At 60.0% G+C, this 26,923-nt stretch carries 21 protein-coding genes and 1 riboswitch; of the genes, 12 read left to right on the plus strand and 9 right to left on the minus strand.

Annotation, left to right across the window (positions count from 1 at the left end):
- Positions 1–227: 227 nt before the first annotated feature.
- Complete coding sequence (locus EDE05_RS26990; RefSeq protein ID WP_165924259.1) at positions 228–401, minus strand: hypothetical protein; 174 nt, start codon at positions 399–401, stop codon at positions 228–230.
- 254 nt (positions 402–655) lie between these two features.
- Between EDE05_RS26990 and EDE05_RS25225 the strand changes: the two genes are divergently transcribed.
- Positions 656–2,488 (plus strand): aminopeptidase P family protein, encoded by a 1,833-nt coding sequence (locus EDE05_RS25225; protein WP_134103217.1) that lies wholly within the window; start codon positions 656–658, stop codon positions 2,486–2,488.
- Positions 2,489–2,500: 12 nt separating this feature from the next.
- On the opposite strand, the gene EDE05_RS25230 is transcribed toward EDE05_RS25225, so the two are convergent.
- The 3 genes from EDE05_RS25230 to pncA all read right to left on the minus strand — a co-directional run bounded on the left by EDE05_RS25230 (position 2,501) and on the right by pncA (position 4,272).
- A complete protein-coding gene (locus EDE05_RS25230) occupies positions 2,501–2,815 on the minus strand; it encodes an AzlD family protein (RefSeq protein ID WP_112798419.1) in 315 nt (104 codons plus the stop codon).
- 1 nt (position 2,816) lies between these two features.
- Positions 2,817–3,533 (minus strand): AzlC family ABC transporter permease, encoded by a 717-nt coding sequence (locus tag EDE05_RS25235; protein ID WP_134103219.1) that lies wholly within the window; start codon positions 3,531–3,533, stop codon positions 2,817–2,819.
- 112 nt (positions 3,534–3,645) lie between these two features.
- Positions 3,646–4,272, minus strand: a complete 627-nt coding sequence (pncA, locus tag EDE05_RS25240; protein WP_112798413.1) for a bifunctional nicotinamidase/pyrazinamidase — start codon at positions 4,270–4,272, stop codon at positions 3,646–3,648.
- 228 nt (positions 4,273–4,500) lie between these two features.
- Here pncA and EDE05_RS25245 point away from each other — a divergent pair, with 228 nt between their 5' ends.
- The 3 genes from EDE05_RS25245 to bluB all read left to right on the plus strand — a co-directional run bounded on the left by EDE05_RS25245 (position 4,501) and on the right by bluB (position 7,988).
- Positions 4,501–6,174, plus strand: coding sequence for an NAD+ synthase (locus tag EDE05_RS25245; protein ID WP_112798411.1), 1,674 nt, complete (start codon positions 4,501–4,503; stop codon positions 6,172–6,174).
- 10 nt (positions 6,175–6,184) lie between these two features.
- A complete protein-coding gene (locus tag EDE05_RS25250; RefSeq protein ID WP_112798536.1) occupies positions 6,185–7,015 on the plus strand; it encodes a TolB family protein in 831 nt (276 codons plus the stop codon).
- 26 nt (positions 7,016–7,041) lie between these two features.
- Positions 7,042–7,227: riboswitch (cobalamin riboswitch) on the plus strand.
- A 74-nt stretch (positions 7,228–7,301) separates the two neighbouring features.
- Positions 7,302–7,988: a 5,6-dimethylbenzimidazole synthase gene (bluB, locus tag EDE05_RS25255; RefSeq protein ID WP_112798409.1), complete on the plus strand. Its 687-nt coding sequence runs from the start codon at positions 7,302–7,304 to the stop codon at positions 7,986–7,988.
- On the opposite strand, the gene EDE05_RS25260 is transcribed toward bluB, so the two are convergent.
- Positions 7,989–8,657, minus strand: coding sequence for a hypothetical protein (locus EDE05_RS25260; protein ID WP_112798407.1), 669 nt, complete (start codon positions 8,655–8,657; stop codon positions 7,989–7,991). It lies immediately after the preceding gene.
- 119 nt (positions 8,658–8,776) lie between these two features.
- Positions 8,777–11,104 carry an NADP-dependent malic enzyme gene (locus EDE05_RS25265; RefSeq protein ID WP_112798405.1) on the minus strand — a complete coding sequence of 776 codons (2,328 nt, stop codon included), beginning with the start codon at positions 11,102–11,104 and terminating at the stop codon, positions 8,777–8,779.
- A 216-nt stretch (positions 11,105–11,320) separates the two neighbouring features.
- On the opposite strand from EDE05_RS25265, the gene EDE05_RS25270 reads away from it, so the two are divergent.
- Both EDE05_RS25270 and EDE05_RS25275 read left to right on the plus strand, forming a co-directional pair.
- A complete protein-coding gene (locus EDE05_RS25270) occupies positions 11,321–12,136 on the plus strand; it encodes a UDP-2,3-diacylglucosamine diphosphatase (RefSeq protein ID WP_112798403.1) in 816 nt (271 codons plus the stop codon).
- Positions 12,137–12,240: 104 nt separating this feature from the next.
- The gene (locus tag EDE05_RS25275; RefSeq protein WP_112798401.1) at positions 12,241–13,425 is read left to right on the plus strand and encodes an MFS transporter; all 1,185 of its coding nucleotides are present in this window, start codon (positions 12,241–12,243) and stop codon (positions 13,423–13,425) included.
- Here EDE05_RS25275 and dgcA read toward each other — a convergent pair.
- A complete protein-coding gene (gene dgcA, locus EDE05_RS25280) occupies positions 13,395–14,378 on the minus strand; it encodes an N-acetyl-D-Glu racemase DgcA (protein ID WP_112798399.1) in 984 nt (327 codons plus the stop codon). The two genes, EDE05_RS25275 and dgcA, sit on opposite strands and share 31 nt — an antisense overlap.
- 117 nt (positions 14,379–14,495) lie before the next feature.
- Here dgcA and EDE05_RS25285 point away from each other — a divergent pair, with 117 nt between their 5' ends.
- From EDE05_RS25285 to EDE05_RS25300, 4 genes are read left to right on the plus strand one after another with little or no spacing between them, the layout of a single operon-like run.
- On the plus strand, positions 14,496–15,635 hold the full coding sequence (locus EDE05_RS25285; protein ID WP_162712326.1) for an ABC transporter permease: 1,140 nt from the start codon (positions 14,496–14,498) through the stop codon (positions 15,633–15,635).
- Positions 15,635–16,480 carry an ABC transporter ATP-binding protein gene (locus EDE05_RS25290; RefSeq protein WP_112798397.1) on the plus strand — a complete coding sequence of 282 codons (846 nt, stop codon included), beginning with the start codon at positions 15,635–15,637 and terminating at the stop codon, positions 16,478–16,480. The genes EDE05_RS25285 and EDE05_RS25290 overlap by 1 nt, the downstream gene beginning before the upstream one ends.
- Before the next feature lie 8 nt (positions 16,481–16,488).
- Positions 16,489–17,859 carry an MlaD family protein gene (locus EDE05_RS25295; RefSeq protein ID WP_105370030.1) on the plus strand — a complete coding sequence of 457 codons (1,371 nt, stop codon included), beginning with the start codon at positions 16,489–16,491 and terminating at the stop codon, positions 17,857–17,859.
- A gap of 31 nt (positions 17,860–17,890) precedes the next feature.
- On the plus strand, positions 17,891–18,505 hold the full coding sequence (locus tag EDE05_RS25300) for an ABC-type transport auxiliary lipoprotein family protein (RefSeq protein WP_105370029.1): 615 nt from the start codon (positions 17,891–17,893) through the stop codon (positions 18,503–18,505).
- A gap of 93 nt (positions 18,506–18,598) precedes the next feature.
- Here EDE05_RS25300 and EDE05_RS25305 read toward each other — a convergent pair whose 3' ends face one another.
- A complete protein-coding gene (locus tag EDE05_RS25305) occupies positions 18,599–24,619 on the minus strand; it encodes a hypothetical protein (protein WP_112798393.1) in 6,021 nt (2,006 codons plus the stop codon).
- Between the two features lie 467 nt (positions 24,620–25,086).
- Here EDE05_RS25305 and EDE05_RS25310 point away from each other — a divergent pair, with 467 nt between their 5' ends.
- Both EDE05_RS25310 and EDE05_RS25315 read left to right on the plus strand, forming a co-directional pair.
- Positions 25,087–25,461, plus strand: a complete 375-nt coding sequence (locus tag EDE05_RS25310) for an Hpt domain-containing protein (protein WP_207914882.1) — start codon at positions 25,087–25,089, stop codon at positions 25,459–25,461.
- A 134-nt stretch (positions 25,462–25,595) separates the two neighbouring features.
- A complete protein-coding gene (locus tag EDE05_RS25315) occupies positions 25,596–25,916 on the plus strand; it encodes a 2Fe-2S iron-sulfur cluster-binding protein (protein ID WP_105370027.1) in 321 nt (106 codons plus the stop codon).
- Positions 25,917–26,265: 349 nt separating this feature from the next.
- Here the strand turns inward: EDE05_RS25315 and EDE05_RS25320 are convergent, their stop codons facing one another.
- Positions 26,266–26,877, minus strand: a complete 612-nt coding sequence (locus EDE05_RS25320; protein ID WP_162712324.1) for a DUF922 domain-containing protein — start codon at positions 26,875–26,877, stop codon at positions 26,266–26,268.
- Between the last annotated feature and the right edge of the window lie 46 nt (positions 26,878–26,923).

The raw sequence follows: 26,923 nt of genomic DNA on the forward strand, positions 1-26,923 counted from the left end.
TTGCCCTCAGCCATTGCGGTGTTGCGATCACCCCAATGACAAACGAGGCCGGAGCATCATAACAGACGCTCCGGCCTCTCAATGTATAAGGCGGCACTTGTGGTGCCGCCTTGGATCAGCTTGTAGTGCTGATCGTACCCGCGAGCTGGGAGGAGGAGCTGCTCAAGCGGGTCTCGTATTCCGAAAGCCGGGGCGAGTGAGGGAGGATCATCGCGCCGGCCAGAAAATCAGAATACGTAGCTGGTGGCGCCCTTGCGGCGCAGTTCTTCGCGGCTGGTGCCCAGACCCTTCAGCGTTTCGTCGTCGAGGTTCAGCAAGGCGCCGTTGACGTAGCGGGCAACCTGACGTTCACGAGCTTCTACCACGCGGTTGAAAGCACTGCGGAAGAAAGAATTTGCCATGGGAGTAATCCTTTTGGAGCGAGCCTTGTTCGGCGCCCGTTCGATGATTGAGATATAGGTTATTTTGCACTGCACAAGGAGAGGGCTTCCATCATTGGTGATATGCGTCCAGCGCATAGGACGCCGTGAACCTCGCGTTAATTTGACGGTAGATGTGTTCCGTCATTCATCTTCGGACTGGCTGGCACACCCCGCCAAAAATCGTCTAACATGGCATGGTGTTGTCGGAATCAAGCAGCCGGAAATTTGCACCCATGTTTCAGTCTTTCGAAGTAAAGTCGTCCCCACAATTCGGCCGTGAGCGTGTCACCGCGTTGAGGGCGAGGCTGGCCGAACTTGGTATCGATGGGTTTCTCGTGCCGCGTGCCGACGAATATCAGGGCGAATACGTGCCCGCGTCAGCCGAACGGCTTGCCTGGCTTACCGGCTTTACCGGTTCGGCTGGCATTGCACTCATCACGCAGCGTGAAGCCGTGGTTTTCGTTGATGGACGTTACGTGACGCAGCTTGCCGAGCAGGTGGACGGTACGGTCTTCACCGGCGGCGACCTCGTCAACGAACCGCCGCATATCTGGCTGCCGCGCCATGCGCCCAGAGGATTCCGGTTAGGTATCGATCCGTGGCTTCATGCGGGTGCCGAAGCGCGGCGCCTCGAAAAGGCGCTTGGGCAGATCGATGGCGCGCTGGTGCTTCTGGATGGCAATCCGCTCGATGCTATCTGGAATGATCGTCCGTCCGAACCGCTCGGCCCTGTTTCGATCCAGAAGCAGGAGCATGCGGGCCTGCTTGCCGGCGAAAAAATCGCGGAGATCGCCAGGCACGTGAAAGAGAAGAACGCAGCGGCGGTCCTCATAACCGACCCGTCGTCCGTCGCATGGATATTCAATATCCGCGGCGACGATGTTCCGCATACGCCGCATCCTTTGAGCCGCGCCATCATTCCGGCCGAAGGCAAGGCTGAAATCTTTCTGGATCCAATGAAGACCGGTATCGAGGTCTCAGCCTATCTCGCGCAGCTTTCCGTTCAGCGCCCGCCGTCCGAATTTCTCGCCCGACTGTCGGCTTTTGCGAAGGATGGCGGAAAGATCCTGATCGATTCCGAGCTGACGCCGCTGGCGCTGACGAAGGCTATTGCCGCTGTCGGCGGCGAGGTGGTGGAGGCTTCCGATCCCGCAAAACTGCCCCGGGCCTGCAAGAACAGGGCCGAGCTGGATAGCTCGGCTCAGGCCCATCTGCAGGATGGTGTGGCGATGGTGGAATTTCTCCATTGGCTCGATGCGCAGCCGCCCGGTTCGATTACGGAGATCGATGCGGTAAAGGCGCTGGAGGCGGCCCGTACTCGTGTGGGCCAGAACATGCAGAACCCGTTGAAGGATATTTCCTTCGACACAATCTCCGGAGCCGGCGAGCACGGTGCTGTCATCCACTACCGGGTGACGACCGAGACGGACCGCAAACTTGAGGCTGGCGAACTTTTCCTGATCGATTCCGGTGCCCAATATATCAACGGTACGACCGACATCACCCGCACTGTCGCTGTTGGCGCCGTAGCGGAAGACTGGAAGCGCTTCTTCACACTGGTGCTGAAAGGGATGATCGCCATCAGTGCGGCGCGTTTTCCGAAGGGGACGCGGGGCTGCGATCTCGACCCGCTCGCCCGCATTGCGCTCTGGAAGGCTGGAGGGGACTACGCCCACGGAACGGGCCACGGCGTCGGCTCCTATCTTTCGGTCCACGAGGGGCCGCAACGCATCTCACGGCTGGCGACACAGGAGCTATTGCCGGGCATGATCCTTTCCAACGAACCGGGCTACTATCGCCCCGGCTCCTTCGGCATCCGCATCGAAAACCTGATCTATGTGAAGGCGGCAGAAGAGATCGACGGCGGCGATCAGCCGATGCTCGCCTTCGAGACCCTGACATGGTGCCCGATCGACCGCCGGCTCGTCTTGCCGGCGCTGATGACGTTGGAAGAGCTCGGATGGCTCAACCGCTATCATGCCGACGTGCGGGAAAAGCTAATGCCGCTCGTCGATAATCAGGCGGTCAGGGATTGGTTGGTGGAGGCCACCGAGCCGCTGGCGTGAGCCGCGGAACGATCAGAAGCCGAATAGGTGGCGGCTTGCCATTGCCGCCGCCCAGCCGGCGGCGAGCATGATCAGACCCGGATAACGCAAGCTGACGAGAAGCGCCACCGACATGGCGATCTTCACATCCCATCCGCCATTGAAGAAGGCGGGTGCGACCAGTGTGGTCAGGACAGCTGCTGGCACGGCATTCAGCGCCTGTTCCATCCGGGGAGGGATGGTCTTCATCCGCGTGATCAGGACATAACCGCCGACACGCGTGAGAAAGGTCGCAACTGCCGCGGCGAAGATCAGCAGGAGCATTTCCGGGTTGAGAACCTCGCTCATGTCAGGCCTCCGCCTTCTCTGCCATAGGCTCCGGTTCGCTCGCCGGCAGCGGCAGCAATGCCGCCACCGCTACCCCGACCGCCGCGCCAATGCTGACATGCCATGGGGAGCCGACAAAGTGATAGGCGGCAATGGATCCGAGCGTGCTGGCAAGCACGACAGGATAGAAACCGGAGCGCCTGCGAAAACCGAGCACCAATCCCATGAAATACGTCGGCAGCAGGACGTCGATCGCCAATGTCCGCGGGTCGCCCATCATGCTTCCGAACCAGGCTCCGACGGTGCTGAAGAACAGCCAGGGAAAGTAGATCGAAAGCCCGAAACCGAGATACCATTCAAAGCTGACACCCCGGCCGTCCTCACCGCGCTTCACCGACTCGGCAAATTGTGGGTCCGTCAGCAGGAAAAAGGCGAAGAATTTCTGGACCGGTGAGAAGTGGGTGATGAAGCGCGTCAGCGCTGCCGAATAAAGGATATGCCTGAAGTTAACCGCGAAGACCGAAAGCACGATCAGCCAAGGGGCGCCATGGTGGCCGAAGAGTTCGATGCCGACCAACTGGCTTGCCCCCGCGTAGACGGTGGCGCTCATGATGGCCGCATCGAGCACCGACAAGCCATTGTCGACAGCCACGGCACCGAACAGGATCGCAAAGGGCGCGGAGGAAATCGCAATGATAGCTCCGCCCTTCAGGCCATCGATGATGTCTTCGCGCTTCATGAAAAAGTCCTTTGGGACGCTTTAGGGCCGTGCCGAATTCAACGCAATTGAATATGGCTGATGGGACGATCGATTTCGCTGAACTGTCATTGGCTGCAGCCGTTCCCGCCGATCAATCAGCTAGCACGTCCTTGCTCGAGATGATGTCGACGCCGTTGGCTTTCATCTCGGCTATCGCAGCCACGACTCCTTCCGGATCGATCCCGCGGCTGGCGTCTTCTATGAACCGCACCTTTACATCCGGCAGCATCTCGACCGCATCGAGCACCGAATATCTGACGCAATAGTCGGTGGCGAGGCCGCAGATATCGAGTTCCGTCACCTGCTGCGCCTTCAGATATCCCGCGAGGCCCGTCAATGCCGCCTGATCGTTGTCGCGGAAGGCGGAATAGCTGTCGACAGCGGGGTTTTCGCCCTTCTGCTGAATATAGTCCACGGCTGCGATGTTGAGGTCCGGATGGAATTCGGCGTCGGGTGTTTCCTGCACGCAGTGATCGGGCCACATCACCTGCAGCTTGCCGGAAAGCTTTCCCATCTCGAAAGGCTTTTTACCTGGATGCTGTGAAGCGAAGCTCCCGTGATTTTTCGGGTGCCAGTCCTGAGACGCGACAATAACGTCGTATCCACCGTCCTCGATCAGCCGATTGGCGATTGGCACCACGTCGTCTCCGTGCGGCACGGGCAGGTTGCCACCAGGGCAGAAGCCGTTCTGGATGTCGATCAGCAGCAGGGCCTTCATTGCGACTTCCTCCGAATCTTGCTTCCAACAAAATGCCCATCACGGCGCCAACGATCAAGCCGGCCAATGCAAAGCGCCTTTCTAGGCAGATCCAAAGGTACCCTTTGGGTTCTGCCTCTGGAATGCCTGCAGCGATTACTCTGGTGTCCGCTCATCCGCTTGAAACATCGCAAAAAATTCCCCCGAGCGATGTTGCCGGCGTCATCGGCGGGCGCTAAATCGTGAGGCATGACACAGGATATCAGCCAGACACTCCGTATCGCCGTCGCTCAGCTCAACCCAACTGTCGGCGATATAGCCGGCAACCTGGCCCTTGCGCGGGAAGCGCGCAGGGACGCCGCCGGCGAAGAGGCAGACCTTGTTCTCTTCACAGAGCTCTTTATCTCCGGATACCCGCCAGAAGATCTCGTCCTCAAACCGGCTTTCCTGGCTGCCTGCCAGAGGGCTGTCGAACAGCTGGCGGCCGATACTGCCGATGGTGGTCCCGGCGTCGTCATCGGCTTTCCGCGACAGGGGGAGGCGGGCCGGCACAACTCGGTTGCCTTGCTGGACGGTGGCAAGATCGTTGCGATACGGGACAAGGTCGATCTGCCGAACTATGGCGAGTTCGATGAGAAACGCGTTTTCACGGAAGGATCGATCTCGGGGCCTTACAACTTCCGGGGCGTCAGGATCGGCATTCCGATATGCGAGGAGATCTGGAACGACATGGGCGTCTGCGAGACGCTGGCGGAAAGCGGAGCGGATATCCTGCTCGTGCCGAACGGTTCCCCTTACTATCGGGGCAAAGTGGATGTCCGCCATCAGGTCGCCCTGCGTCAGGTGATCGAAAGCGGTCTGCCGCTGCTGTTCGCCAACCAGGTCGGGGGACAGGACGAGCTTGTCTTCGACGGCGCAAGTTTTGCTTTCAACGCCGACAAGACACTCGCCTTCCAGATGAGCCAGTTTGAACCGGCAATCACCGTGACCGAATGGAAGAAGGCCAACGACAGCTGGCGTTGTACGCGCGGCCCGATGGCGCGTATTCCCGAAAAGGAGGAAGCGGATTACCGCGCGTGCCTGCTGGGCTTCCGCGACTATGTCAACAAGAACGGCTTCAAATCGGTGGTTCTCGGGCTTTCAGGCGGTATCGACTCGGCGCTCTGCGCGGCCATTGCCGTGGATGCCCTGGGAGAGGAACGGGTGCGCACGGTGATGCTGCCCTATCGCTACACGTCAGAAGAGTCGCTCAAGGATGCGGCCGATTGTGCCAAGGCTCTTGGCTGCCGCTACGACATCGTGGCGATTGCCGAGCCGGTCGACGGATTTTCATCGGCATTGTCGGAATTATTCGAGGGAACGGACGAGGGCATCACGGAGGAGAATCTGCAGAGCCGTGCGCGCGGGACGATCCTGATGGCGATCTCCAACAAGTTCGGTTCCATGGTGGTGACGACCGGCAACAAATCGGAAATGTCGGTGGGTTATGCGACGCTTTATGGCGACATGAACGGCGGCTTCAATCCGATCAAGGATCTTTACAAGATGCAGGTCTACGGGTTGTCCGCATGGCGCAACGAGCATCTGCCGCCTGGCGCGTTGGGATCCGGCGGCGAGGTCATCCCGAAGAACATCCTTGCCAAGGCGCCGTCTGCGGAATTGCGTCCCAACCAGACCGACCAGGATTCGCTGCCGCCCTATCCGGTACTCGACGATATCCTCGAATGCCTGGTCGAGCTGGAAATGGGAACGGAAGAGATTGTAGCCCGGGGTCACGATCTGGCGACCGTCCACCGAATTGAGCACCTGCTTTATCTTGCCGAATACAAGCGGAGGCAATCCGCACCCGGTGTAAAGATCACCAAAAAGAACTTCGGTCGAGATCGGCGCTATCCGATCACCAACCGATTCCGGGACCGGTGAGGGCATGGCGCTGCGGAGTTCTGTCGAGATCTACAATATTCGCACCCGGCAATACCGGGTTGTCTGGCAGACTGAAGCTCTGTTCGAAGCGCCGAACTGGTCGCCGCGTGGTGACTATCTGATGCTCAACAGCGACGGGCTGATCTACCGGCTGTCACCGCTGGGTGACAGCGCTCCCGTTCCAGTCGATACCGGCTTTGCGCGTGAGTGCAACAACGATCATGGCATTTCGCCGGACGGCTCGCTGATCGCCATTTCCGACAAGGTAGAATTCGGCAAGTCGGCAATCTATGTGCTACCGGCGGAGGGTGGTGATCCCCGGCTGGTGACGGAGAAACTGCCCTCCTACTGGCATGGCTGGTCACCGGATGGTGGAAAATTCGCCTATTGCGGTATCCGCGACGATCTCTTCGATATCTATACGATCGATAGGGAAGGCGGCGAAGAGACACGATTGACTTTCGGAGAGGGGCGGAACGACGGGCCCGACTATTCTCCCGACGGCGAATGGATCTATTTCAACTCCAGCCGTACCGGCATCATGCAGATCTGGCGCGTACCTGCGTCGGGAGGCGCAGCGGAACGTATCACCGACAGCAATTACGGCGACTGGTTTCCTCATCCGTCACCAAAAGGAGACAAGATCGTTTTCATCTCCTACGACGCGACGGTATTCGATCATCCGCGCGACCAAAACGTCCGCGTGCGGCTGATGGACATGGATGGCGGTCATGTGGAGACCTTGTTCGAGTTGTTTGGCGGGCAAGGCACAATGAATTCGCCCAACTGGTCGCCGGATGGAAACGAGTTCGCCTATGTGCGCTACTTCCCTGTCGCATGAGGGGCTTGAATGCGTGAGGCCGCTCATGCATAACCGCGACGTCAGGTGCCTGCCGCTGGCAGGAGAATCGGGAATCCGGTGCGAGACCGGAACGTGCCCAACGCTGTGAGGCGGACGCTTGCCGCAAAGTAGATGCCACTGGGATTTCCGGGAAGGCTGCGGCGAGCGGATGAAGCCAAGTCAGAAGACCGGCCTGTCGAGATAGACCGACCCGCGTGGACGGCGGCAAGGTTTTTTTGGTGCCCTGCTTTATTACGCGGGGTGTCAGCATTGTTGGGGATTAACGATGCGACCTGATCTTTTTGCCGATGCCTTGATGCCTGCAGAAGAATTCCCGGAACGTGACCGTGCTGCGGTCTACCGGGCCATAGAGACGCGCCGTGACGTGCGCGATCAGTTTTTACCCGAGCCGCTTCCGGACGATCTCGTTGGGCGGCTGCTTGGGGCGGCGCATGCTGCGCCGTCGGTCGGTTTCATGCAGCCGTGGAATTTTATCCTGGTGCGTGACCCGAAGGTCCGTGAAGCCGCCTGGCAGGCCTTCTCGCGGGCCAATGAGGAAGCGGCGGAGATGTTTCCGCAAGAACGACGCGAGGTCTACCAAAACCTGAAGCTGGAGGGCATCCGCAAGGCGCCGCTCAGCATTTGCGTCACCTGCGATCCCGAGCGGGCAGGCCCCGTTGTCATCGGTCGCACTCATGATCCGCGCATGGACGTATTCTCGTCCGTCTGCGCGGTGCAAAACCTTTGGCTGGCGGCACGGGCCGAAGGTGTCGGAGTGGGCTGGGTCAGCATTTTCCACGAGGCGGACCTGCGGACACTGCTTGGTATCCCCGAGGGAATTCAAATCGTTGCCTGGCTTTGCGTCGGCTACGTCGACCGCCTTTATCGAGAACCGGAGCTGGCGGTAAAGGGCTGGCGCCAGCGGCTCTTGCTCGAGGACCTGGTATTCAACGACAAATGGGGCCGAGCTTGATCACTGCTGGGGTTGTGGGCCGGTAGACTTCGGATTGGCAAGATCAATGCTTGTATCCGGCAGAAACTGGGGGCCCACTATGCGAACCTTCTTGTTCGGATCGTAGGTGCGCTCCAACGGCGGAGGCGGCGGCAGGTTTGCCGCTTTCGTTTCCTTCGGATCTTTTGTCCGCAGGTCGGTCACTCCTGAATAGGGCTCCGGTTTCGGCAATTCGATCCCCTGAACCTTCAGCCGCTCTTTCCGCTCCTCTTCGACATCGGAAGGGAGGCAGCCGTTCGATCGGATCGACGCAAGAATGGCATTGCGTTCATCCGACGAGCGCCAGAGCTGGCGTGCATTCTCCCGATCCGCCGTCAACGCGTCGCGCTCACGCTCCATCGCGCCAAGCGCATCGCGCATCTCGTCGCAGGCGCCGCCATTAGCGCTGCCACCGAAGACGACGATGCTGCCGCCGCAGCCGCTGCGGCGCATCTCGATTCGATGCCGACGAATGTCGCCGTTGATCTCGCTGAGATGTTGCGAATAGCGCCGCATCTCGGCGGTGTTGCCGATGATTTGCGGAGCATTGTTGAGTTGCCGGTAAAGCGCCGCGCAGGTGCCTATATCCCGCGCGGAAGCCATGTCGGGTGCAAGCAGAATTGGGGCGATCAGCAGGTTGCGAATGCGCATCAGTCGATGTCCGGCGATCTCTAGAATCGGTAACCGCATCATGAGGCAGGCCAGTTGACAATATCATAAGCACGCTCTCGCAATCTGCGGAGCCAGTACGGATTATGCGGTTCACAGGCCTAGGACTGCAGAGCGAAATCCGGTTGTGAGGCCTCCACAACAGCCAGCGCTGCCATGTTTACCACGCCGCGCGACGTTACCGAGGGCGAGAGGATATGTGCAGGCAGCGCCGTACCCAACAAAATCGGTCCGACATGAAGTGCATCGGTGAGATTTCGAACGATCCCCAACGAGATATTGGCCGCGTCCAGGTTCGGGAAGATCAGAAGATTGGCCTCTCCGGTCAGCGAGCTGTCTGGCATGGCGCGCTTGCGCAGGTCTTCCGAAAGCGCGGAGCCGCCCTGCATCTCACCGTCGACTTCCAGTTGAGGAGTCCGTTTGCGTACAAGGCTGAGGGCGGCGCGCATCTTTTGTGCGCTTTCGGAATCCCGAGAACCGAAATTCGAATGGCAGATCAGCGCCGCTTTGGGGACGATGCCGAACCGCTGGACTTCCTGGGAGGCGAGAATGGTGATTTCGGCGATTTCCTGTGCGGAAGGATTGTAGTTCACGAATGTATCCGTGAAGAAAATCGCGCCCCGTTGAGAGATCAAGAGGCTCAGGCCCGAGAAGGCGCAGACGCCCTCCCTTTTTCCGATAATCTGCTCGACGTCGCGCAGATGCCGATCATAACCGCCTTCCACGCCGCAAATCAGCGCGTCAGCCTCGCCGCGCTTGACGGCAAGCGCCCCGATTACTGTGTTGTTGGTGCGCACGATGGTGCGCGCAGTCTCCGGGTTGATGCCCCTGCGCCCTACCAGAGCGAAATAATCATCGACATATTCGCGGTATCGAGGATCGTCTTCCGGATTGACGACTGCGAAATCGACCTCAGGCCGAATACGAATGCCAAAGCGCTGAAGGCGCGCCTCGATGACCGACGGGCGGCCGATGAGGATGGGCGTGGCGGTCTTTTCCTCCAACAATACCTGCGCGGCGCGAAGCACGCGTTCATCTTCGCCCTCCGCAAAGATTACGCGCTTTTTCTCGGCGGTCTTGGCGGCGGCGAAAATCGGCTTCATGACAAAGCCAGAGCGCCAGACGAAGCGGTTGAGCTGATCGAGATAGGCGTCGAAGTCCTGGATCGGGCGGGAGGCTACGCCGGTTTCCGCTGCGGCTTTTGCGACGGCCGGTGCGATGCGCAGGATAAGCCGGGGATCGAAGGGTGAGGGGATGAGGTAGTCGGCGCCGAAGACGGGCGTTTCGCCGGAATAGGCGCGAGCGGCAACGTCGGAAACCTCCTCGCGGGCAAGTGCCGCGATCGCCTTGACCGCCGCCATCTTCATTTCCTCATTGATCGTCCGGGCGCCGCAATCCAGCGCGCCGCGGAAGATATAGGGGAAGCAAAGGACGTTGTTCACCTGATTCGGAAAATCCGAACGACCGGTGCAGATCATGGCATCCGGACGGGCGGAGCGGGCGAGTTCCGGCATGATTTCCGGTGTCGGGTTGGCGAGCGCCATGATGAGCGGCTTCGGCGCCATGCGCGCAAGCAGTTCTGGTTTGAGCACTCCGGCTGCAGACAATCCGAGGAAGACGTCGGCATCGTGGATGCTGTCGGCCAAAACACGCTTATCGGATTTCTGGGCGTAGATTTCCTTCCACTCGTCCATGAGCGTGTTGCGGCCGTCGTAGACCAGGCCTTCGATGTCATGAACCCAGATATTTTCCTTCTTCGCTCCGAGCGAAACGAGAAGATGCAGACAGGCAAGCGCCGCCGCACCGGCGCCGGACGTGACGATCTTCACGTCGCCGATATTCTTGCCGGCGAGTTCCAGCCCGTTCAGGATCGCGGCTGCCACGATGATCGCTGTGCCATGCTGATCGTCGTGAAACACCGGGATGTTCATCTTTTCGCGCAGCCGGCGCTCGACCTCGAAACATTCGGGAGACTTGATGTCTTCCAGGTTGATCCCGCCGAAGGTCGGCTCCAGCGCCGAGATGGTAGAAACCATCGTCTCGATACCGCGGGCTTCGATTTCGATGTCAAAGACATCGATGCCGGCGAATTTCTTGAAGAGGACGGCTTTGCCCTCCATGACCGGCTTCGATGCCAGCGGGCCGATATCGCCGAGGCCGAGCACGGCCGTGCCGTTGGAAATCACCGCGACAAGATTGGAGCGGGCTGTAAAATCGGCAGCCGCATCGGGATTGTCGCGGATCGCAAGGCAGGGAGCGGCGACACCCGGCGAATAGGCAAGTGCCAGGTCGCGCTGGTTTCCGAGCGGTTTGGTCGCCTGGATTTCGAGCTTGCCGGGGCGGGGATAGCGGTGGAAGAACAGCGCCTGCTCGTCGAGATCGCCCGTGGCCGGCACGGCCGGCGATTTCGGTTTATCCTGCGCGTTCATGGTTCCTCCTGGCTTGTTTTTTCTGCATGGGCTGATGGTAAGGAGAGACCCTCCTTACATCAATCGGCCGGGTGCGACAGCAGCTAATTTGCGGTGATAGCGGAAATGGAGCGATATCGGAGCGCCGCTGATCGGGGTTTTCCCGGAGCCTGTCATCATCCTGAAACACGAGTCTGGTTTTGAAAAACAAAGAAGCGGCGACGAAAGGACGACTTCGTGACCGGGCAAGTGGAAACAAGGCATTTCAGAACGCTCTTTATTTCGGACGTGCATCTCGGCTCCAAGGCCGCCCGAACTGACTTCCTGCTGGACTTCCTGCGTTATCATGAAGCCGATACCATTTTTCTCGTGGGTGACATCATCGACGGCTGGCGGCTGAAACGGAACTGGTATTGGCCGCAGGGGTGTAACGACGTTGTTCAGAAACTTCTGCGCAAGGCGCGCAAGGGAACACGCATAGTCTATATTCCCGGCAATCACGACGAATTCCTGCGGTCGTTTCCCGGCACGCATTTCGGCGGAATAGAGGTGGCCGAGCGAGCAATTCACGAGATGGCTGACGGCAGGAAATACCTCATCTTGCATGGCGACGAGTTCGATGTCGTCGTTCGCAACGCGCGCCTGCTCGCCTATCTCGGCGACTGGGCCTACGACGCGGCCATCGTCATCAACCTCGGCCTGGCTGCTATCCGCAGACGCCTCGGCATGCCTTACTGGTCTTTCTCCGCCTGGGCAAAGCTGCAGGTCAAACATGCTGTCAACTTCATTGGCGAGTTTCAGCGCGTCGTGGCCGAAGAGGCGCGCCGCCATAACGTGGAAGGCGTGATCTGCGGCCATATTCACCATGCAGTGATGGAGGACATCGACGGCATCCATTATGTCAATACCGGCGACTGGGTGGAAAGCTGCACGGCAATTGTCGAACATCAGGATGGCAGGCTCGAAATGATTTCCTGGCAGCGGGATACCGCTGCCGCCGAGATCAAGGCACTGGCGGCGCCGCAGGTCGTCGAGGACATGCGGGCTGCCTGAACTGCGATACGTGTCAGCTCTGCCTAGGGCCATTTCTTGCCATAGGCATAGGCAGGGCTCTGTGTTAGGTAAGCGGCAAGTTTCAGCAACCTACCCGTGAAATCGTGATTCCTACACAGACGGCGCCCGCCGCGCCCCGGTTCTTCCAATTGCGCTGCGCACTCGCCTATGGCGCACCACTGGGAGTGAACGGCGTCATTTTGCCTTATCTGCCGGTTTGGCTCGACGGACTTGCCTTTTCCGAATTCGAAATCGGGATTGTGCTGGCCGCGCAACTTCTCTTGCGGGTGTTCGCCGCGCCGGTGGCCGGCGTTTTTGCCGACCGGCTGGGGGAGCGGACGCTGATGCTTGTTTGGTCCGGCGCGTTGTCGTTGTCGACGGCGCTGGCCATGTTTTTTACGGACACCTTTTGGCCTGTGCTGTTGATCGTCAGCCTCCAGGCGGCTTTCTTTGCGCCTTATGCGCCGATCGTCGAATCCGTCGCAGTCACAGGTGTCCGGCGTTGGGGATTCCAGTACGGCGCCATGCGCGTCTGGGGCTCAGTCGGCTTCATGGCTGTCGCGCTTATCGTCGGAGAGCTTCAGGGTTACTGGGGTTTTCAGACGATCCCGCCCGCAGTGGCGGTCGGATTTGTGCTAACAGTCTTGGTTGCGTTTGCCGTTCCGAGGCTCGGTCAAGCCGTGATTCGACCCGCCAATGCCGGTTTTAATCCCAGCTCGATCCGTCGTGTCGACTTGCATGTGTTGATGATCGGAGCGTCGATTGCTCAGGCTAGCCATGGAATGTTCTATACCTTCGGCACGATCCACTGGCAGCAGATCGGCTTCTCGAGCGGATCCATCGGAATATTGTGGAGCGCCGCGATCATTTTCGAAATCGTCGTATTTTTGACGGCCGGCAGGCTCGCGAAGTCCGTATCGCCTTGGACGCTGTTGCGGATCGGCTGCGCGGCGGCGATCCTGCGCTGGAGCCTGTTTCCATTCTCGCTGGGGTTCTGGGGCTACATGGCGCTACAGGGCCTGCATGCGTTTTCGTTCGCTTTCGTGCATCTGGGACTTCAACAACGCCTGGTAGAGTCAGTGCAGGAGCATCAGGAATCCACGGTGCAGGGCGCGTATGTCTTCTACAACGGCGTGTTTCTGGCAATTTCGACCATATTGTCCGGTTTTCTTTACCGGCAATTCGGGGTGACGAGTTACCTCGCGATGTCGCTTCTCGCCTTGATCGGGCTGGCAACGATCGCATTTGCGGCTCGCATTCAACCCCAGAGGTCAGGGTCTGGCGGATAAACCAGCGAACCCTCGTAGCGAAGGCCGGTCGGCCTGTCCCTTGCAAGCAGCAATGGCCCGTCGAGATCGGCGTAATCGGCTTCCTGCGCCAATAAAACAGCCGGAGCCATCGCAAGCGAGGAGCCGACCATACAGCCGAGCATGACCAAAAATCCAAGTCGCTGAGCCTCGGCCTTCATGGCCAGTGCTTCCGTCAGGCCGCCGGTCTTGTCCAGTTTGATATTGACTGCATCATAGCGATCGCGAAGGCTTTCGAGATCTTTTGTCATGTGCACGCTTTCATCGGCGCAAACCGAGACCAAGCGCCGGATATTGGCCAGGGCCGCATCCTTGCCGGCGGGTAGAGGTTGCTCGATGAGCGACACGTTCAGTTCCGCCGCGACAGCCATGTGGTGCGAGAGATTTTCTTCCGTCCATCCTTCGTTGGCGTCCACGATGATGCGTGCGTTCGGAGCCGCTTCGCGAACGGCGCGAAGCCGTGATTCGTCATCCTCGGTACCGAGCTTGATCTTGAGGAGCGGGCGTTGAGCATTTCTGCGGGCATCGGCAGCCATAACCGCGGGCTCGCCGAGTGAAAGCGTAAATGCCGTAACGAGAGGCTTCTGGCTGGCTGCGCCAATGAGGTCTGCTACCCGGAGGCCGTCGCGCTTCGCCTCCAGATCCCAAAGCGCGCAATCGACTGCATTCCGTGCGGCCCCCGGTTTCATCCGGGTCTGCAATTCCTCGCGCGTCAGCCCGCTGTCGACAGCCTCCGTGATCGACTGGATATCGGAAAGGACGCCATCAAGGCTTTCGCCATACCGTTTATAGGGCACGCATTCGCCGCGTCCGGAGAAACCGTCTTCGCGGATCGTGCAGGTAATGACTTCGGCTTCAGTTTTCGAGCCGCGCGAAATCGTGAATAAGCCGGCGATCGGAAAAGTTTCTATTGTGGCTTCGAGGTGACGGCGCATGGTTTTACGCATCCTTTTGACGCAAATACCTGTGAGGCGGCTTTATTGCTGATCCTGAAAATGCGATCAACCGTATCGTATTGAAACCTCAAATGACCAGTGACTGCGAAAGAAGCCGTGACGTCCAAGGCAGCCGAAATCAAGGCCGAAGATCTGCCAGGCGGCGAACGTTATCTTTTGGCGGGCGACTGGCGAGGTTCGACAATTTCTCCGATCCTGAATGATCTTGAAAGGCTGGAACGCGCCCAGGGGCAGGGCAGGCTGGAGATCGATCTCAACGGCGTCGGCGGCGTCGATACGGCTGGAGCGTGGCTGATTCGACGGCTGATGACGTCCAAGGTTGAACAGGGCCGCGACGCGGTCCTTACCGGGGGCGAAGGACCGATCCGGGAACTGATCGGCGCATTGCCGGAAAAGGCGCCTGCGCCTCCCGCCGAGAATGGAAAGAAAGGCACGCTTTTCGAGCGGATATTTGCTCCGAGCGGCAAGATCATGGTGGGGCTCGGCGGCGATTTTTATGCTGCCATGCACATTCTCGGTTCGGCGGTCCGCGGCGCGCAGATGAAGTTCGGCCGAGGGGCGGGGGTTTCTCCCGCATCGGTGGTCACCCATATCGACCGGATGGGCGTGCGGGCCGTGCCGATCATCGTGCTGATGTCGTTCCTGATCGGCGCCATCATTGCACAGCAGGGCGCTTTTCAGCTCCGGTACTTCGGCGCGGAAATCTTCGTGGTCGACCTTGTCGGCATACTTCAGCTTCGCGAGATCGGGGTTCTCCTCACGGCGATCATGATCGCCGGCCGCTCGGGCAGCGCGATTACCGCGGAGATCGGTTCGATGAAGATGCGCGAGGAAATCGATGCGCTGACCGTCATCGGCCTCAATCCGGTGGGCGTGCTGATCTTTCCGCGCCTCGTGGCGCTTACAGTGGCATTGCCGCTCCTCACCATCATCGCCAATTTTGCCGCTCTTTTCGGCGCGGCGGTTGTTGCCTGGGCTTATTCGGGCATCACTTTCGACACATATCTGTCACGTCTGCATGAGGCGATCGACCACACGTCCGTTGCATCGGGAATGATCAAGGCGCCGTTCATGGCACTGGCGATCGGTATCGTTGCCGCCGTGGAGGGCATGAAAGTCGGCGGCAGCGCCGAATCTCTCGGGCAACACGTCACGACCTCCGTCGTCAAAGCAATCTTCGTCGTTATCCTCATGGATGCGCTTTTCGCCATCTTCTATTCGGCAATCGATTTTTGATGGGGGCGGGGTTGGAAGAGGCGGTAGAGGGTAACGGCAAGGATAAGCCAAACAGTGGCCAAGTCGTGCTTTCGGTACGTGATGTCACTGTCGGCTTTGGTAATCAGGTGGTGCTCGACCGTTTGAATCTCGATGTCTATCGCGGCGAAATTCTGGGCTTTGTGGGCGCTTCGGGCACCGGCAAGTCCGTTCTGATGCGCACGGTTCTCGGCCTTCTGCCGCACCGGTCAGGCGTGATCGAAATCCTCGGCATCGACTATGACAACGCCTCGGAAGAGGAGCGCATGCAGGTGGACATGCGGTTGGGTGTGCTGTTCCAGCACGGGGCACTGTTTTCGGCGCTGACCGTCAAGGAGAACATCCAGCTTCCGATGCGCGAATATCTCGACTTGCCACAATCCTTGATGGACGAGTTGGCTTATCTGAAGATCGAGATGGTGGGCCTGCCGCCGGATGCCGCCAACAAATACCCATCGGAGCTTTCAGGCGGCATGATCAAGCGTGCCGCCCTGGCCCGCGCGCTTGCGTTGGACCCGGATCTTGTATTCCTGGACGAGCCAACGTCGGGTCTCGATCCCATAGGGGCAGCCGATTTCGATGCGCTGATTGCCAAGCTGCGCGACACTCTCGGGCTGACGGTTTATATGGTAACACACGACCTCGACAGCCTTTTTTCGGTCTGTGACCGTATTGCCGTGCTTGGTCAGAAACGGGTATTGGTGGAAGGTACTCTTGAAGATATGTTTGCTCATGACGATCCATGGGTTCAGTCGTATTTCCGCGGAAAGCGGGCGCGGTCTGTCGTAATTCAAGAAAAGCGGCCGGCTGCGGAAGTAGAGAAGTGAACTAATCCATGGAAACCAGAGCCAATTACGCCCTTGTCGGTTTCTTCACGCTGCTGGTGATCGCCGCCGCCTTTGGCTTCGTCTACTGGATGGCGCAATCCGGTCGTGGTGGACCTACGGCTGAGCTCGCCATCCGCATCCCCGGATCGGCGAACGGCCTTTCCGTCGGCTCACCGGTCCGTTTCAACGGTATTCCGGTCGGTTCGGTCCGTAACCTCACCATCGATCCAGACGATCCGCGCTACTCGATCGCGTTCACGGAGGTAAGAGCGGATGCACCGGTCTACCAATCCACGCAAGCTGCTCTTGAAGTGCAGGGGTTGACCGGAGCGGCTTATATCGAGCTTTCAGGTGGCGCGAAGGGCGAAGAGAACATCCTCCAGAAGTCGTTGGAGACCGGTCGACCGGCCGTTCTGATCGCCGAGCAGTCGAGCGTCACGAACCTGCTCGCCACTGCCGACAAGATCCTCGACCGAGCCGACGCGGCGATCAGCGATATCCAAGGGTTCGTCGCGGATGCGCGCGGGCCGCTCACTCAAACCATTCGCAACGTCGAAACCTTCACCGGGGCTCTGGCTCAAAATTCCGACAGCATCGACAAGTTCCTGAACAGCTTGTCCACGCTGTCTACGACGATCGATCGCGTCTCCGGCACATTGAATTCGACCCTTCAGGCCGCCGAGCGGCTGGTGAGCGCGATCGATGCCGAGAAGATCAACGCGGTCGTGGCCAATACCGAACGAGCCACCCGAAATATCGCGAACGCTTCCGACAATTTTGGCGATCTCGTCGCCAACGTCAGGAACGCGGCGGCAAATTTCGAACAGGCAGGAACCCAAGCCCAGAGCGTATTGCGGCGTGTCGATACGGTGATGAGTTCGGTTAGTCCGGAGCAGGTGAAAACAACTATCGGCAATATAACGGCCGCGTCGGAAGACGCCCGGCAGACGATCAGTTCGGCGCGCGACGTGGTCGACAGCTTCGCCAATCGCAGGGAAGACATCGATCGCGCGGTTGGCGACTTCACCGAACTGGCCCGAAAGCTGAATGAGGCATCCAGCCGCGTCGACGGCATTCTCGCCAAAGTCGATGGCCTCGTCTCCAGCGACGATTCGCAGGGGCTTTTTGCCGAAGCGCGCCGGACGCTCGAATCCTTCCGGACCGTGGCCGACAACATCAACGCGCGAGTCGGCCCGATTGCCGACAATCTGTCGCGCTTCTCCTCAAGCGGTTTGAGGGACATCCAGACATTGGTGAACGACGCCCGGCGCACCGTCCAGTCGCTCGACCAGACAATCAACAATTTCGACCAGAACCCGCAAAGGCTGATCTTCGGCGGGGAGACAGTGAAGCAGTATGACGGCAGGACACGCCGGTGACGCGGGACGCCATTTGGAGACTGGGATTTTGATGACTGGTACGGAGTTATTAACGCGACGCGCAAACCGCCGCCCGCTCCTCGTCGCGCTGCCACTGGTGGCGGCGCTTGTCACCGGCTGTGGCAGCAGCGCGAACAACGATACGTTCGATCTGTCAATCACCCCAGCAGGCCAGGGGCCTTCGGCACGCAACCGGCAGATCCTGATACCCGAGCCGACGGCCGTCAAGCTTTTGAACAGCGAGCAGGTGGTGGTTCGCGTTTCCCCGTCGGAAATCCAGTATCTTGCCAACTCCCGATGGGGAGATCGCCTGCCGGCTCTCGTTCAGTCAAAACTCGTCGAAGCGTTCGAAAACTCCGGTCGTCTCGGTGGCGTCGGTAAACCGGGGCAGGGCCTCGCCATCGACTATCAGGTGGTGACCGACATCCGGGCCTTTGAAGTAAGCGCCGGCAGTCCCCGGGTCGCCGTTGTCGAAATTTCGGCAAAGCTGCTGAACGACCGCAACGGCACTGTGCGCGGCCAGAGCGTCTTCAAAGCCACCTCGCCAGTCTCCGGCTCCGAGAACCGTCATTTTATCGAAGCGCTCGACAAGGCTTTTGCCAAGGTTGGGGCGGAGATTGTCGACTGGGCGCTCAAGTCGATATAGGGCGTCGTTTCACCGCCTGGGGCAGCAGCCAAATCCGCAACTAAAAAGGCCGCCTTTGAGGCGGCCTTTTTAGTCTGTCTATTGTCGTTGCCTTCAGTTGAACCGGCCAGCGGCATGGGCGAGCATCGTATAGACCTTGCCCGTATCCGATGTGAGGTAACTCTGGGTGACAGTCTTGTCGCGGTCAGTGCGGGCGACATCGGCGAGCAGCTTTTCGAAGTCCGCGATGTAGCGGTCGACAGCGGTACGGAATTCCGGCTCCCGCTCGTACTTGCGCTTGATCTCGTCGAACGTCTGCTGACCTTTCAGCGTATAGAGACGGCGAGTAAAGACATCGCGTTCGCCGCGCTGGTAGCGGCGCCACAGGTCGACCGATGCGTCGTGATCGATCGCCCTGGCAATGTCCACGGAGAGCGAATTCAGCGACTCGACCATGTGGCGAGGATTGCGATTGTCTCCATTGCTGCGGGGTGCCGGCGCAGGTTCGGCTGTACGCACCGGCTGCTGCTGGCGTGGTACCGGAGATTCGCCCAGTTCATCGCGCGATGCGCCGCGGAGCAGATTGCTGATCCAGCCGTCATCGCTGGCATTGCCGCCGCGGGGGGCCGGTTCAGGCGCGCGTGAAGCCGGCGTCTGGGCAGGCCGATCAAGCGGAAGCGCGCCTCGCAGCGAGCTTGCGCCATATGTATCGCTGCGAGGAGCAGGCGGAGCGGGCTGCGGCGGGACAGGCGCAGGAGCGGCAGGCTGGGGACGAGCAGGTGCCGGAGCCGGACGGCTGGCGGAAGCCTCCGAAACTTCGAAATTCTGCGTCGAGCGTCCAACCAGGGCAGAAATGTCCTGGAGGGCCTTGATCTGTTCGGCGACTGCACGACGCATTGCGGCAGCGCTTTCTTTGGCCTCTTCCGGAAGATCGAAGGCACCGCGCTTGAGTTCCGAGCGGGTCGTATCCAGCTCGCGCCGGATGTCCTGGGCCGAACGCCGGATTTCATCGGTTGCGCCGGAGAAGCGATTGATGGCTTCCTCGACCGACTGGCGCAGCGTCTCGCGAAGTTGTTCTGCGGCACTGCCGGACCGGTCAGTGGCATCCGACAGAAGCCGCTCGACGTCGGTGAGGGACGCAGAGATACTTCCGCGCATCCGTTCGGAAAGGTCGCGCGTTCTTTTCTCGGCATCCGACAGGGTCGACTCGATGGCACGGGTGGCGTCGCCACCGGCATTGACTAGGGCTTCCCGCATCGCGTCGGCCGTTACTTCGGCGCGATGCTGGGTTTCACCGAGCGTGCGGCCGATGTCGGCGAAGGAGGCATGCAGGCTTTCACGCAGTCGCGAGCCGACCTGCAGGGAGCGTTCCTCGGCCTTTTCGAAAGCGCTGTCCACAAGGCCTGTGAGGTTGCGCATCGTCCCTTCGATTTCTTCCGAGCGCTTGAGCAGGCCGCCTGCCAGGCTGCGGAGCGCATTCTGACGTTCATCCAGGGTGCTGGCGAGGTTAGACTGCGCAGCACCGAGGAGGTCAGATGCCTCAGACAGCACTCTGGAGTGTTCGTCGAAGCGGCTGACGATACCGCCGACTTGCTCAAGCGTCTGGCCAAAGACTTCAGACATCCGCTCGATGTTGGTTTCGAGCATACGGGTCGAACCCGACACGATATCTGCAACATGGCCTGCCGATTGCGAGAAGCGGCTGGCCGTTGCGCCGAGCTTGCGGTCGGCCTCGGCGAGATGTTCAGCAGCGACGTCCGCGGTGCTGCCGATATCCTGCGCTGCCTGCTGAACCATGGCGCTGATGCTGGAATTGCTTTCAGCGAGCTTGTCGATGAGGCTGTTCACAGCCGCGGACAATCCCTGCTCAACATAGCGCATGGTGCCGGCGGCATTTTCAGTGCGCTGGGTGATGGCCGCCAGGGTATCGTTGGTCCGGGTGGCGATGGCGTCGATGAGCGCGGAATTCTCGTTGCGGATTCGGGCAGCGGTTTCCTCGGCCGTCGCAGACAGGCGTTCCGCACCCTGTTGGGCGGCACCCGTGATCTGCTCGACGGCAGCGCGGCCAGTCTCGGCATATTCCTCGACCATCGGTTTTGCCTTTTCGTCGAGAAGGCGGCTGAGTTCGGCCGAGCGGCTGGCGAGCATGGAATTCAAGTCGCGAGTGCGGTTGTCGAGCGCCGAACGGATCGCCTCGCCGCGGGCCGCGAGTGCGCGGTCTACGGCGTCCATGGCATTGTCAAGCTGGTCTGCCGTTTCCGTGAGCGTGGTGCGGATATCGTTGCCGCGTTCGCCAAGCGCCTTCTGGGCATCGTCGAGAGCCTCGGAGATTGCCGTTACCTGCTTCTTCACGAGGCTATCGGCTTCGGCGACCTTGTTGACGATCGCGTTCCCGGCTTCGGAGAAGGCATGTGCGACAGTCGCAGCCTGGCCGGCCAGCCTGTTCTGCGTCTCGGAAATTCGCCCGACGATCTGGATTGAGCGGTCCTCGATCGCCTTGGTAAATTCGCTGTTGCGGTTTGCCAATTCTTCCGTGAACTCGGCGCCTGCGCGGGCAAGCACCTCTGCCGAGCGGGTGGCCTCGCTGTCCATGCTTTGCGCCGCGGCGCTGACGGCTTCGCGTAGTGTCGAGGCGAGGCCGACAGCCTTGCTTTCGATTGTCTTGGTCACATTGTCCAGCCCGATCGTCAGGGCGCGGTCGATCGTGCCGAGACGCTCTTCGATACGGGCGGTGCGTCCGTCCATCGTGTCGGCGATCCTGTCCGTGGCCTCGACGGCAACGCGCTCCAGCTCAGCGGTGCGGCTGTCGAGTGCGGCCGAAAGATTGGTTCCGGCGTCGTTGACCAGCTGGGTGGCATTCACCACTTCGCCGCGGATGCGATCCTCAAGCCCTCCGAACGTCGATTCGATCCGGCTACCGGTCTCCTCGAGAGCCCCCTGAACGCCGCCGACAGTCTGGCGGATACGATTGGAGAAGGCATCCGCCGACCGACCGATCTCGCCGGCGGCATCGGAAAGACGAACGGCAAGGGTGCCGACGTTATCGCGGAGCCGCTCTTCGAGGGATTGCCCGGCAGTATCGATCGCATCCTTCAAGGCGCTGTTCTGATTCTCAAGTGTCATCTCCAGCATACCGGCGCTCGCCGCGATGGAGGTGCTCAGCGATGTTGCCTGATCCTGCATCAGGTCACCGATCTGGTTGCGCGCGTCGCCCAGCGTGTTGGCAAGCAGGCTAGTCCGCTCTTCGAGCGTTTCCCGCATCTGGTCGTGGCCGGAACTGAGGGTTGTCTCGAGCTGCTGATGGCCGAGGCCGATGGTCGCCGCAATCCGCTCCTGCGTGGAGCTCATAACGGTTTCCATCCGCTCCAGGCCGCCGGCCAGGCCTGCTTCAAAGCGGCCCGTGCCGTCGGTAAGAGCGCTTTCGATGCGATTGCTGGCGTTGCCCACGGCCTGTTCGAGCCGCTCTCCGCCGGATTCCAGGATACGCGAAAGCTCCGCGTTGCGGTTTTCCAGCGAGAGGTCGAGATTGAGCTGGTTATCGGCATAGGCGTTATGGATAGCCTCTGCCCGGGCCGCGAAGGACTGCTCGATGCGGCTGTCGGCATCGGACAGCACATTCACCAGCGCCGAGGCCTTGGCGTCCAGCATGCCGGAAAGACGATCTTCGCCAAGCGCGAACGACGTTGCGATTTCCATCGACTTGTCGTCCAGGAGTTCGGCGAGCTTATCGCGGTTGGTGCTCAGAGCTTCATGAATCTCGAACGTGCGACGCCCGAGATCGCCGCTCATGCGTTGTTCGGTTTCGGACAGGGCACGCGCGATAGCTTCCGACTTTTCGTCGAGCATGCCGGTGAGCCGGTCCTCGCCAAGCGCAAAGGACGTGGCGATCTCCATGGACTTGTCTTCGAGGATCTCGGAAATCCGCTCGCGATTGGTCTCCAGCGAGGCCTGCATCTGCGATGCATGGCGCCCGAGATCGCCGCTGAGCCGTTGCTCGCTTTCCGACAAAGTGCGAGCGATATGATCCGCCTTTTCATCGAACATGCCTGCGAGCCGCTCCGGCGCGTTCGACATCAGAGCGTCGATAGCTGCGGTTTTCTGGCTGAGCACCTCGGTCAGATGGTCGTGGCTGCCGGAAAGCGCAGCGATGATCGCACCCGAGCGGATTGCCAGTCCCTGTTCGAACTTGGTCTGGTTTTCTGTGAGCGTATTCAGAAGAGCGCTGTTGCCATCCGTCAGGGTGCTCTCGATTTGTCGATGAGCGCCCGTGAGGCCCTGCTGGAGCTCGCTCGTACGAGACGCGAGCACTTCCTGGATCTCTGCGGTACGGGAACCCAGAACATCCTGGATTTCCGCGGTGCGAGAGCCGAGAACATCCTGGATCTCTGCAGCGCGGGAGCCCAGAGCGTCCTGGATTTCGCTGCTGCGCGCAGACAGCGCATCGGAAAGCTCGCGCGAGCGGCTTTCGAGCATGGAGTCTAAAACTTCCTGGCCGGTGCCGAGTGTGGTGGCAAGCGCGAAGGATTGATCTGTCAACGATGAGCTGATGCGTTCGATGCTGGAGCTGAGAATATTCTCGATAGACTCCGAGCCGCTCGCCACCGTCTCGTTGATACGCGCCAGGCTGTCCATCAGCTTGCTGTCGAGCGAACCGGCCCGCTGATCGAATGCGGAGGTAAATTGAGAAACGCTGTCGTCGAATGTGGTGCTGAGGTGCCCCACGGTCGCCTGCAGGCGTTCCTCGAAGAAGCTGGAGCGCATGTCGAGGTCCATGACGACATCCTCGACGGTCGTCTGAAGGCTCTGGCGGAAGGAGGAACCCTTTTCCTCCAGCGAGCTGTTGAGGCTCGACAGTATTTCGTCGAGCGAGCCGGTAAGGGTCCTTTCGCTGCTGGAAAGCCCTTCCGTAATCTCTCGCGTGCGGGCCAGCAGGGTCTCGTTGAGCTGCCGGGTGCGATCTGCGAGCGCGGCATTCAATTTCTCGGTGTTGGCGTCGAGAGACGAGGCGCGGGTTTCGAACTCGGTCAGGAGCGCTTGGCCGCGCGTAGAGAGCACCGAGGTAAGCTGATCCATCCGCTCATCAAATTCATGGGCGAGCGCAAAGCCGGAGGAGTTCAAGGTTTGGAGCAGGTTTTCTGCCTTGGTGGTCAGCAGCGTTCCGAGCGCCTCGCCGGCGGCATCGGACTTCTCCATGAGTGCGGCTGCCCGGGTATCGATCATCGAGGCGAAGGCTTCGCCCGAGGTCGCAAGACGGATCGAAATCTCCTCCGTGGCCAGCGAAAGTTCTTCCTTGAGCTGATCGTGGGCGCCAACGATCGACGAGCGGATACGCTCGGCATGATTGACGATCGCATCGCGCTCTGCGCCGAGTTCGTGAACGAGACCGCGGACGCGCAGTTCATTGTCGGTAAAGCTGCGCTCGAGTGCGTTAACTTCCGAATGTACCAGCGTTTCGAGTTCTGTGGCGCGGGCGATCGTGCGTTCGATGCCTTCGTTCATCGCGGAGACTTCACGGCGCACGGCCTGGCCGACGCTCATGATGCGCTCGGAGGCGATGGTCTCCGGCTCGGAAAGGCGAAGCGCCACCTCCGCCATGGAGCGGGCGGCGTTTCTGAGGTCCTGTGCCCGCGCCATCATGATGGCGAACGCGAAGAACAGCATGATCGGGATGAGGATACCCACTGCGAGGGCGACAATGCCTGGAGCGGCAAGCACGCCTGCAACGGAGGTGATTTCCCAAAGCTGGTTGCCGTAAATTACCTGTCCCAACCCGATGCCGGCCACCGCCCAAAGAAGGGAAATGATCACAGCATTGCGGATAGCGGAGCGCATGGCGCCGCCTTCGAGCGTCCTGAGGATCGCGCTGGCGCTGCGTCTGCCGGCATCGTTCGCAGGCTGGAACGTCGGCGACTTGGCTGCAGCTTCGGAGACGGCCGACCTGAACGACTCGGCGGGCTCCTCTTGATGTTGCGGAGAAGACGGACGCTGCTTGGGTGTGTCTGACACTCTTGTCTCCGAGGCATGGGGCGCGGATCTGCTGCGCGGCGACTCATCGTTGAAATTGATCTTCAGAGCTTCTTCCAGCGCCTGGAAAGCCGTCTCGTCGATCGACTCGCTGCTCGTTTTCTTCGCCATGCGGTTACGCCTCGTTACATACTCGCCCGGCAATCCCATCAGACGCGCTGCCGCCCGCAGACCGACAGATGGAACACTGCCTGCCGGAAACCCGTGCCCCATCATGGGGCTTGAGTTTCCTATTCATTTTCATGTCGGACGGCCGTTCTTTCAAACGGATGATAATGAAAGCTTACCAACCTGCCATCCGTGGCAAAAGGAGAATATTCCCCGCCACCTTAGTCGTACTGTAGTGGCACATTCGGCTCCCTGGCACAATTAAAACGCCGGCCAGGGAGATCCGGCGCTGAATGTTGTTAACAGAATTTAAACCATCGCCAGATGCAAAAGTCCTAAAATCTCGGGAGCTTAGCAGAAATTAACCATATGGGAAGATTTCAGCCCCGATTGTGCCGGAATTTAACGGGATAGCCGGCTCCGACCCGCACAATTCGGGACATGTAAGAACAACAACAAGGAAACCTCCCATGGCAGTGGCAGCCGTCAGTATTGCGTTTGAAGCCCCCGAACACCAAGGCGGCGCTTGCCCGTCTCAATCCCGACCGATTGATCTTGTCCATCTCGCGACACAGACCATGGGCGACAAGGCTCTGGAGGTTGAGGTGCTTCAGATGTTTGCACGCCAGGCTCGGCGGGCGCTGCAGGATCTTGCCGTCGCGGACACGACCGCTACCGTCGCAATAGCTCATCGCCTGAAAGGGGCGGCCAACGCAGTCGGCGCCTTCAAGGTCGCCATTGCGGCCCAGAAGCTCGAGGACAGTGGCGCAGATACGGCCCTCAAGGCAGCTGTCGGGGCTGTGGTCGTGGAAGCGGAGAACTTCATCAACAAGCTCTGCCGCTGAGAGCGCCCCTTTATACATAGGGCGCCCGTGGAACAGCCCGCGGCGCCCGAAAATGTTGACTGCGCCGGGGTTTTATTGGAAGACAGCGCGCTTAAATAGAGCAGCAACCTTCAACATCCCGGATTTCCAATATCATGACGAAAATTTCGATCGTTGCCTTTGACGGAACGCGCTTCGATATCGAGGCCGAGCCGGGCTCCACGGTTATGGAGAATGCGGTTCGCAATTCCGTTCCCGGCATCGAGGCCGAATGCGGCGGTGCCTGCGCCTGCGCCACCTGTCATGTCTATGTCGATGAAGAGTGGACCGAAAAAGTCGGCCCGCCGTCTCCGATGGAAGAAGACATGCTCGATTTTGCATTCGAGGTGAAGCCAACCTCGCGTCTTTCCTGTCAGATCAAGGTCAAGCCGGAACTCGATGGCCTCGTGGTCAACGTGCCCGAGCGGCAGGCCTGATCACACTTCGGATTGCCGGCAAAAAAAAAAGCCTCGCTGCGCAGGAACGGCAAGCGAGGCAAGGCGGGCGCATCACCGACAGGCGAGGGAGGAGACACCTGCGGCTGAAGACGCGCCAGGAGAACAAAACGCAGGAGACCGTTACGCGGAACGCTTGAAACCGCTGCTTGCGACGCCCGGCGGTACCGATAGCGCGCTGATTGGTTATACCTTCCGCCCCAATCTCTGAAACATGCGGCAGGTAAGTTATGTCTTACTTCTATCCGAGATTCGTATTTTAGACTATCACCATAAATCACCTGTCATTGACAGGATGATGCGCAAGCTTCGCAAAAGGTTCGCGGGTGGTCTATTTGCCGCCCCGTTTCAGGCGGTATTGCAGCAGTCGCATCATACGGGCATCGAAATTGGCTGCCTCGACCTGATCGAATCGCAGCTGCTCGCGGTCATGCGCCTCCAGAATACGGCGCGTCGTGTCCGCCACCCGTTTTTCCAACGCGTCGCAGCTTTTCTGGGAGGGAAGCGCCAATAGCTCTCTTTCCAGCTGACGGGCGTGGTTGCGGGCGATCTCGGCGTGCCTCTCCTCGTGCCGCTTGATATCGGCCGACAGGGTATCCCAGATGAAGCGGAGGTCGTTGGCGGCCCGGCCACGGTTGCTCCAGCGGGGAAGTATGATGCGGGTGCGAAGCGTCACACGAGCGCCGCCGATTGAGCAATTGCCGCCCTTTTCCACGTAGGTAGCGTCGCCCCCGAATTTGATTTCGGTCGCACCGGGATGGCGATGGCCCGAGGTGCGGGTCATCGGTCCTCGTTTCTCCAATTCCTTGTCGAGGTCTTCCGCCGTGCGACCGCCGATCCGGAAATAGGAATAGGTCTTGCTGATCAGAGGTTCGGCGGTGGCTGGCGCAGAGATCACGCAGGAGACAAGAATTGCACCGAAAAGTCGGTGGACTCTGCGCATCAAAAACATTCTGGGGCCTGCGACGTTGAACTTGGGGTTAGCTTGG

This window comes from Neorhizobium sp. R1-B (assembly GCF_004368875.1).
Classification (GTDB): Bacteria; Pseudomonadota; Alphaproteobacteria; order Rhizobiales; family Rhizobiaceae; genus Neorhizobium; species Neorhizobium huautlense.

Coding starts and splice junctions, on each gene's coding strand:
- EDE05_RS26990 (WP_165924259.1), bottom strand. CDS start 401: ATGGCAAATTCTTTCTTCCGCAGTGCTTTCAACCGCGTGGTAGAAGCT.
- EDE05_RS25225 (WP_134103217.1), top strand. CDS start 656: ATGTTTCAGTCTTTCGAAGTAAAGTCGTCCCCACAATTCGGCCGTGAG.
- EDE05_RS25230 (WP_112798419.1), bottom strand. CDS start 2,815: ATGAGCGAGGTTCTCAACCCGGAAATGCTCCTGCTGATCTTCGCCGCG.
- EDE05_RS25235 (WP_134103219.1), bottom strand. CDS start 3,533: ATGAAGCGCGAAGACATCATCGATGGCCTGAAGGGCGGAGCTATCATT.
- pncA (WP_112798413.1), bottom strand. CDS start 4,272: ATGAAGGCCCTGCTGCTGATCGACATCCAGAACGGCTTCTGCCCTGGT.
- EDE05_RS25245 (WP_112798411.1), top strand. CDS start 4,501: ATGACACAGGATATCAGCCAGACACTCCGTATCGCCGTCGCTCAGCTC.
- bluB (WP_112798409.1), top strand. CDS start 7,302: ATGCGACCTGATCTTTTTGCCGATGCCTTGATGCCTGCAGAAGAATTC.
- EDE05_RS25260 (WP_112798407.1), bottom strand. CDS start 8,657: ATGCGCATTCGCAACCTGCTGATCGCCCCAATTCTGCTTGCACCCGAC.
- EDE05_RS25265 (WP_112798405.1), bottom strand. CDS start 11,104: ATGAACGCGCAGGATAAACCGAAATCGCCGGCCGTGCCGGCCACGGGC.
- dgcA (WP_112798399.1), bottom strand. CDS start 14,378: ATGCGCCGTCACCTCGAAGCCACAATAGAAACTTTTCCGATCGCCGGC.
- EDE05_RS25290 (WP_112798397.1), top strand. CDS start 15,635: ATGGGGGCGGGGTTGGAAGAGGCGGTAGAGGGTAACGGCAAGGATAAG.
- EDE05_RS25295 (WP_105370030.1), top strand. CDS start 16,489: ATGGAAACCAGAGCCAATTACGCCCTTGTCGGTTTCTTCACGCTGCTG.
- EDE05_RS25300 (WP_105370029.1), top strand. CDS start 17,891: ATGACTGGTACGGAGTTATTAACGCGACGCGCAAACCGCCGCCCGCTC.
- EDE05_RS25305 (WP_112798393.1), bottom strand. CDS start 24,619: ATGGCGAAGAAAACGAGCAGCGAGTCGATCGACGAGACGGCTTTCCAG.
- EDE05_RS25310 (WP_207914882.1), top strand. CDS start 25,087: ATGGCAGTGGCAGCCGTCAGTATTGCGTTTGAAGCCCCCGAACACCAA.
- EDE05_RS25315 (WP_105370027.1), top strand. CDS start 25,596: ATGACGAAAATTTCGATCGTTGCCTTTGACGGAACGCGCTTCGATATC.
- EDE05_RS25320 (WP_162712324.1), bottom strand. CDS start 26,877: ATGCGCAGAGTCCACCGACTTTTCGGTGCAATTCTTGTCTCCTGCGTG.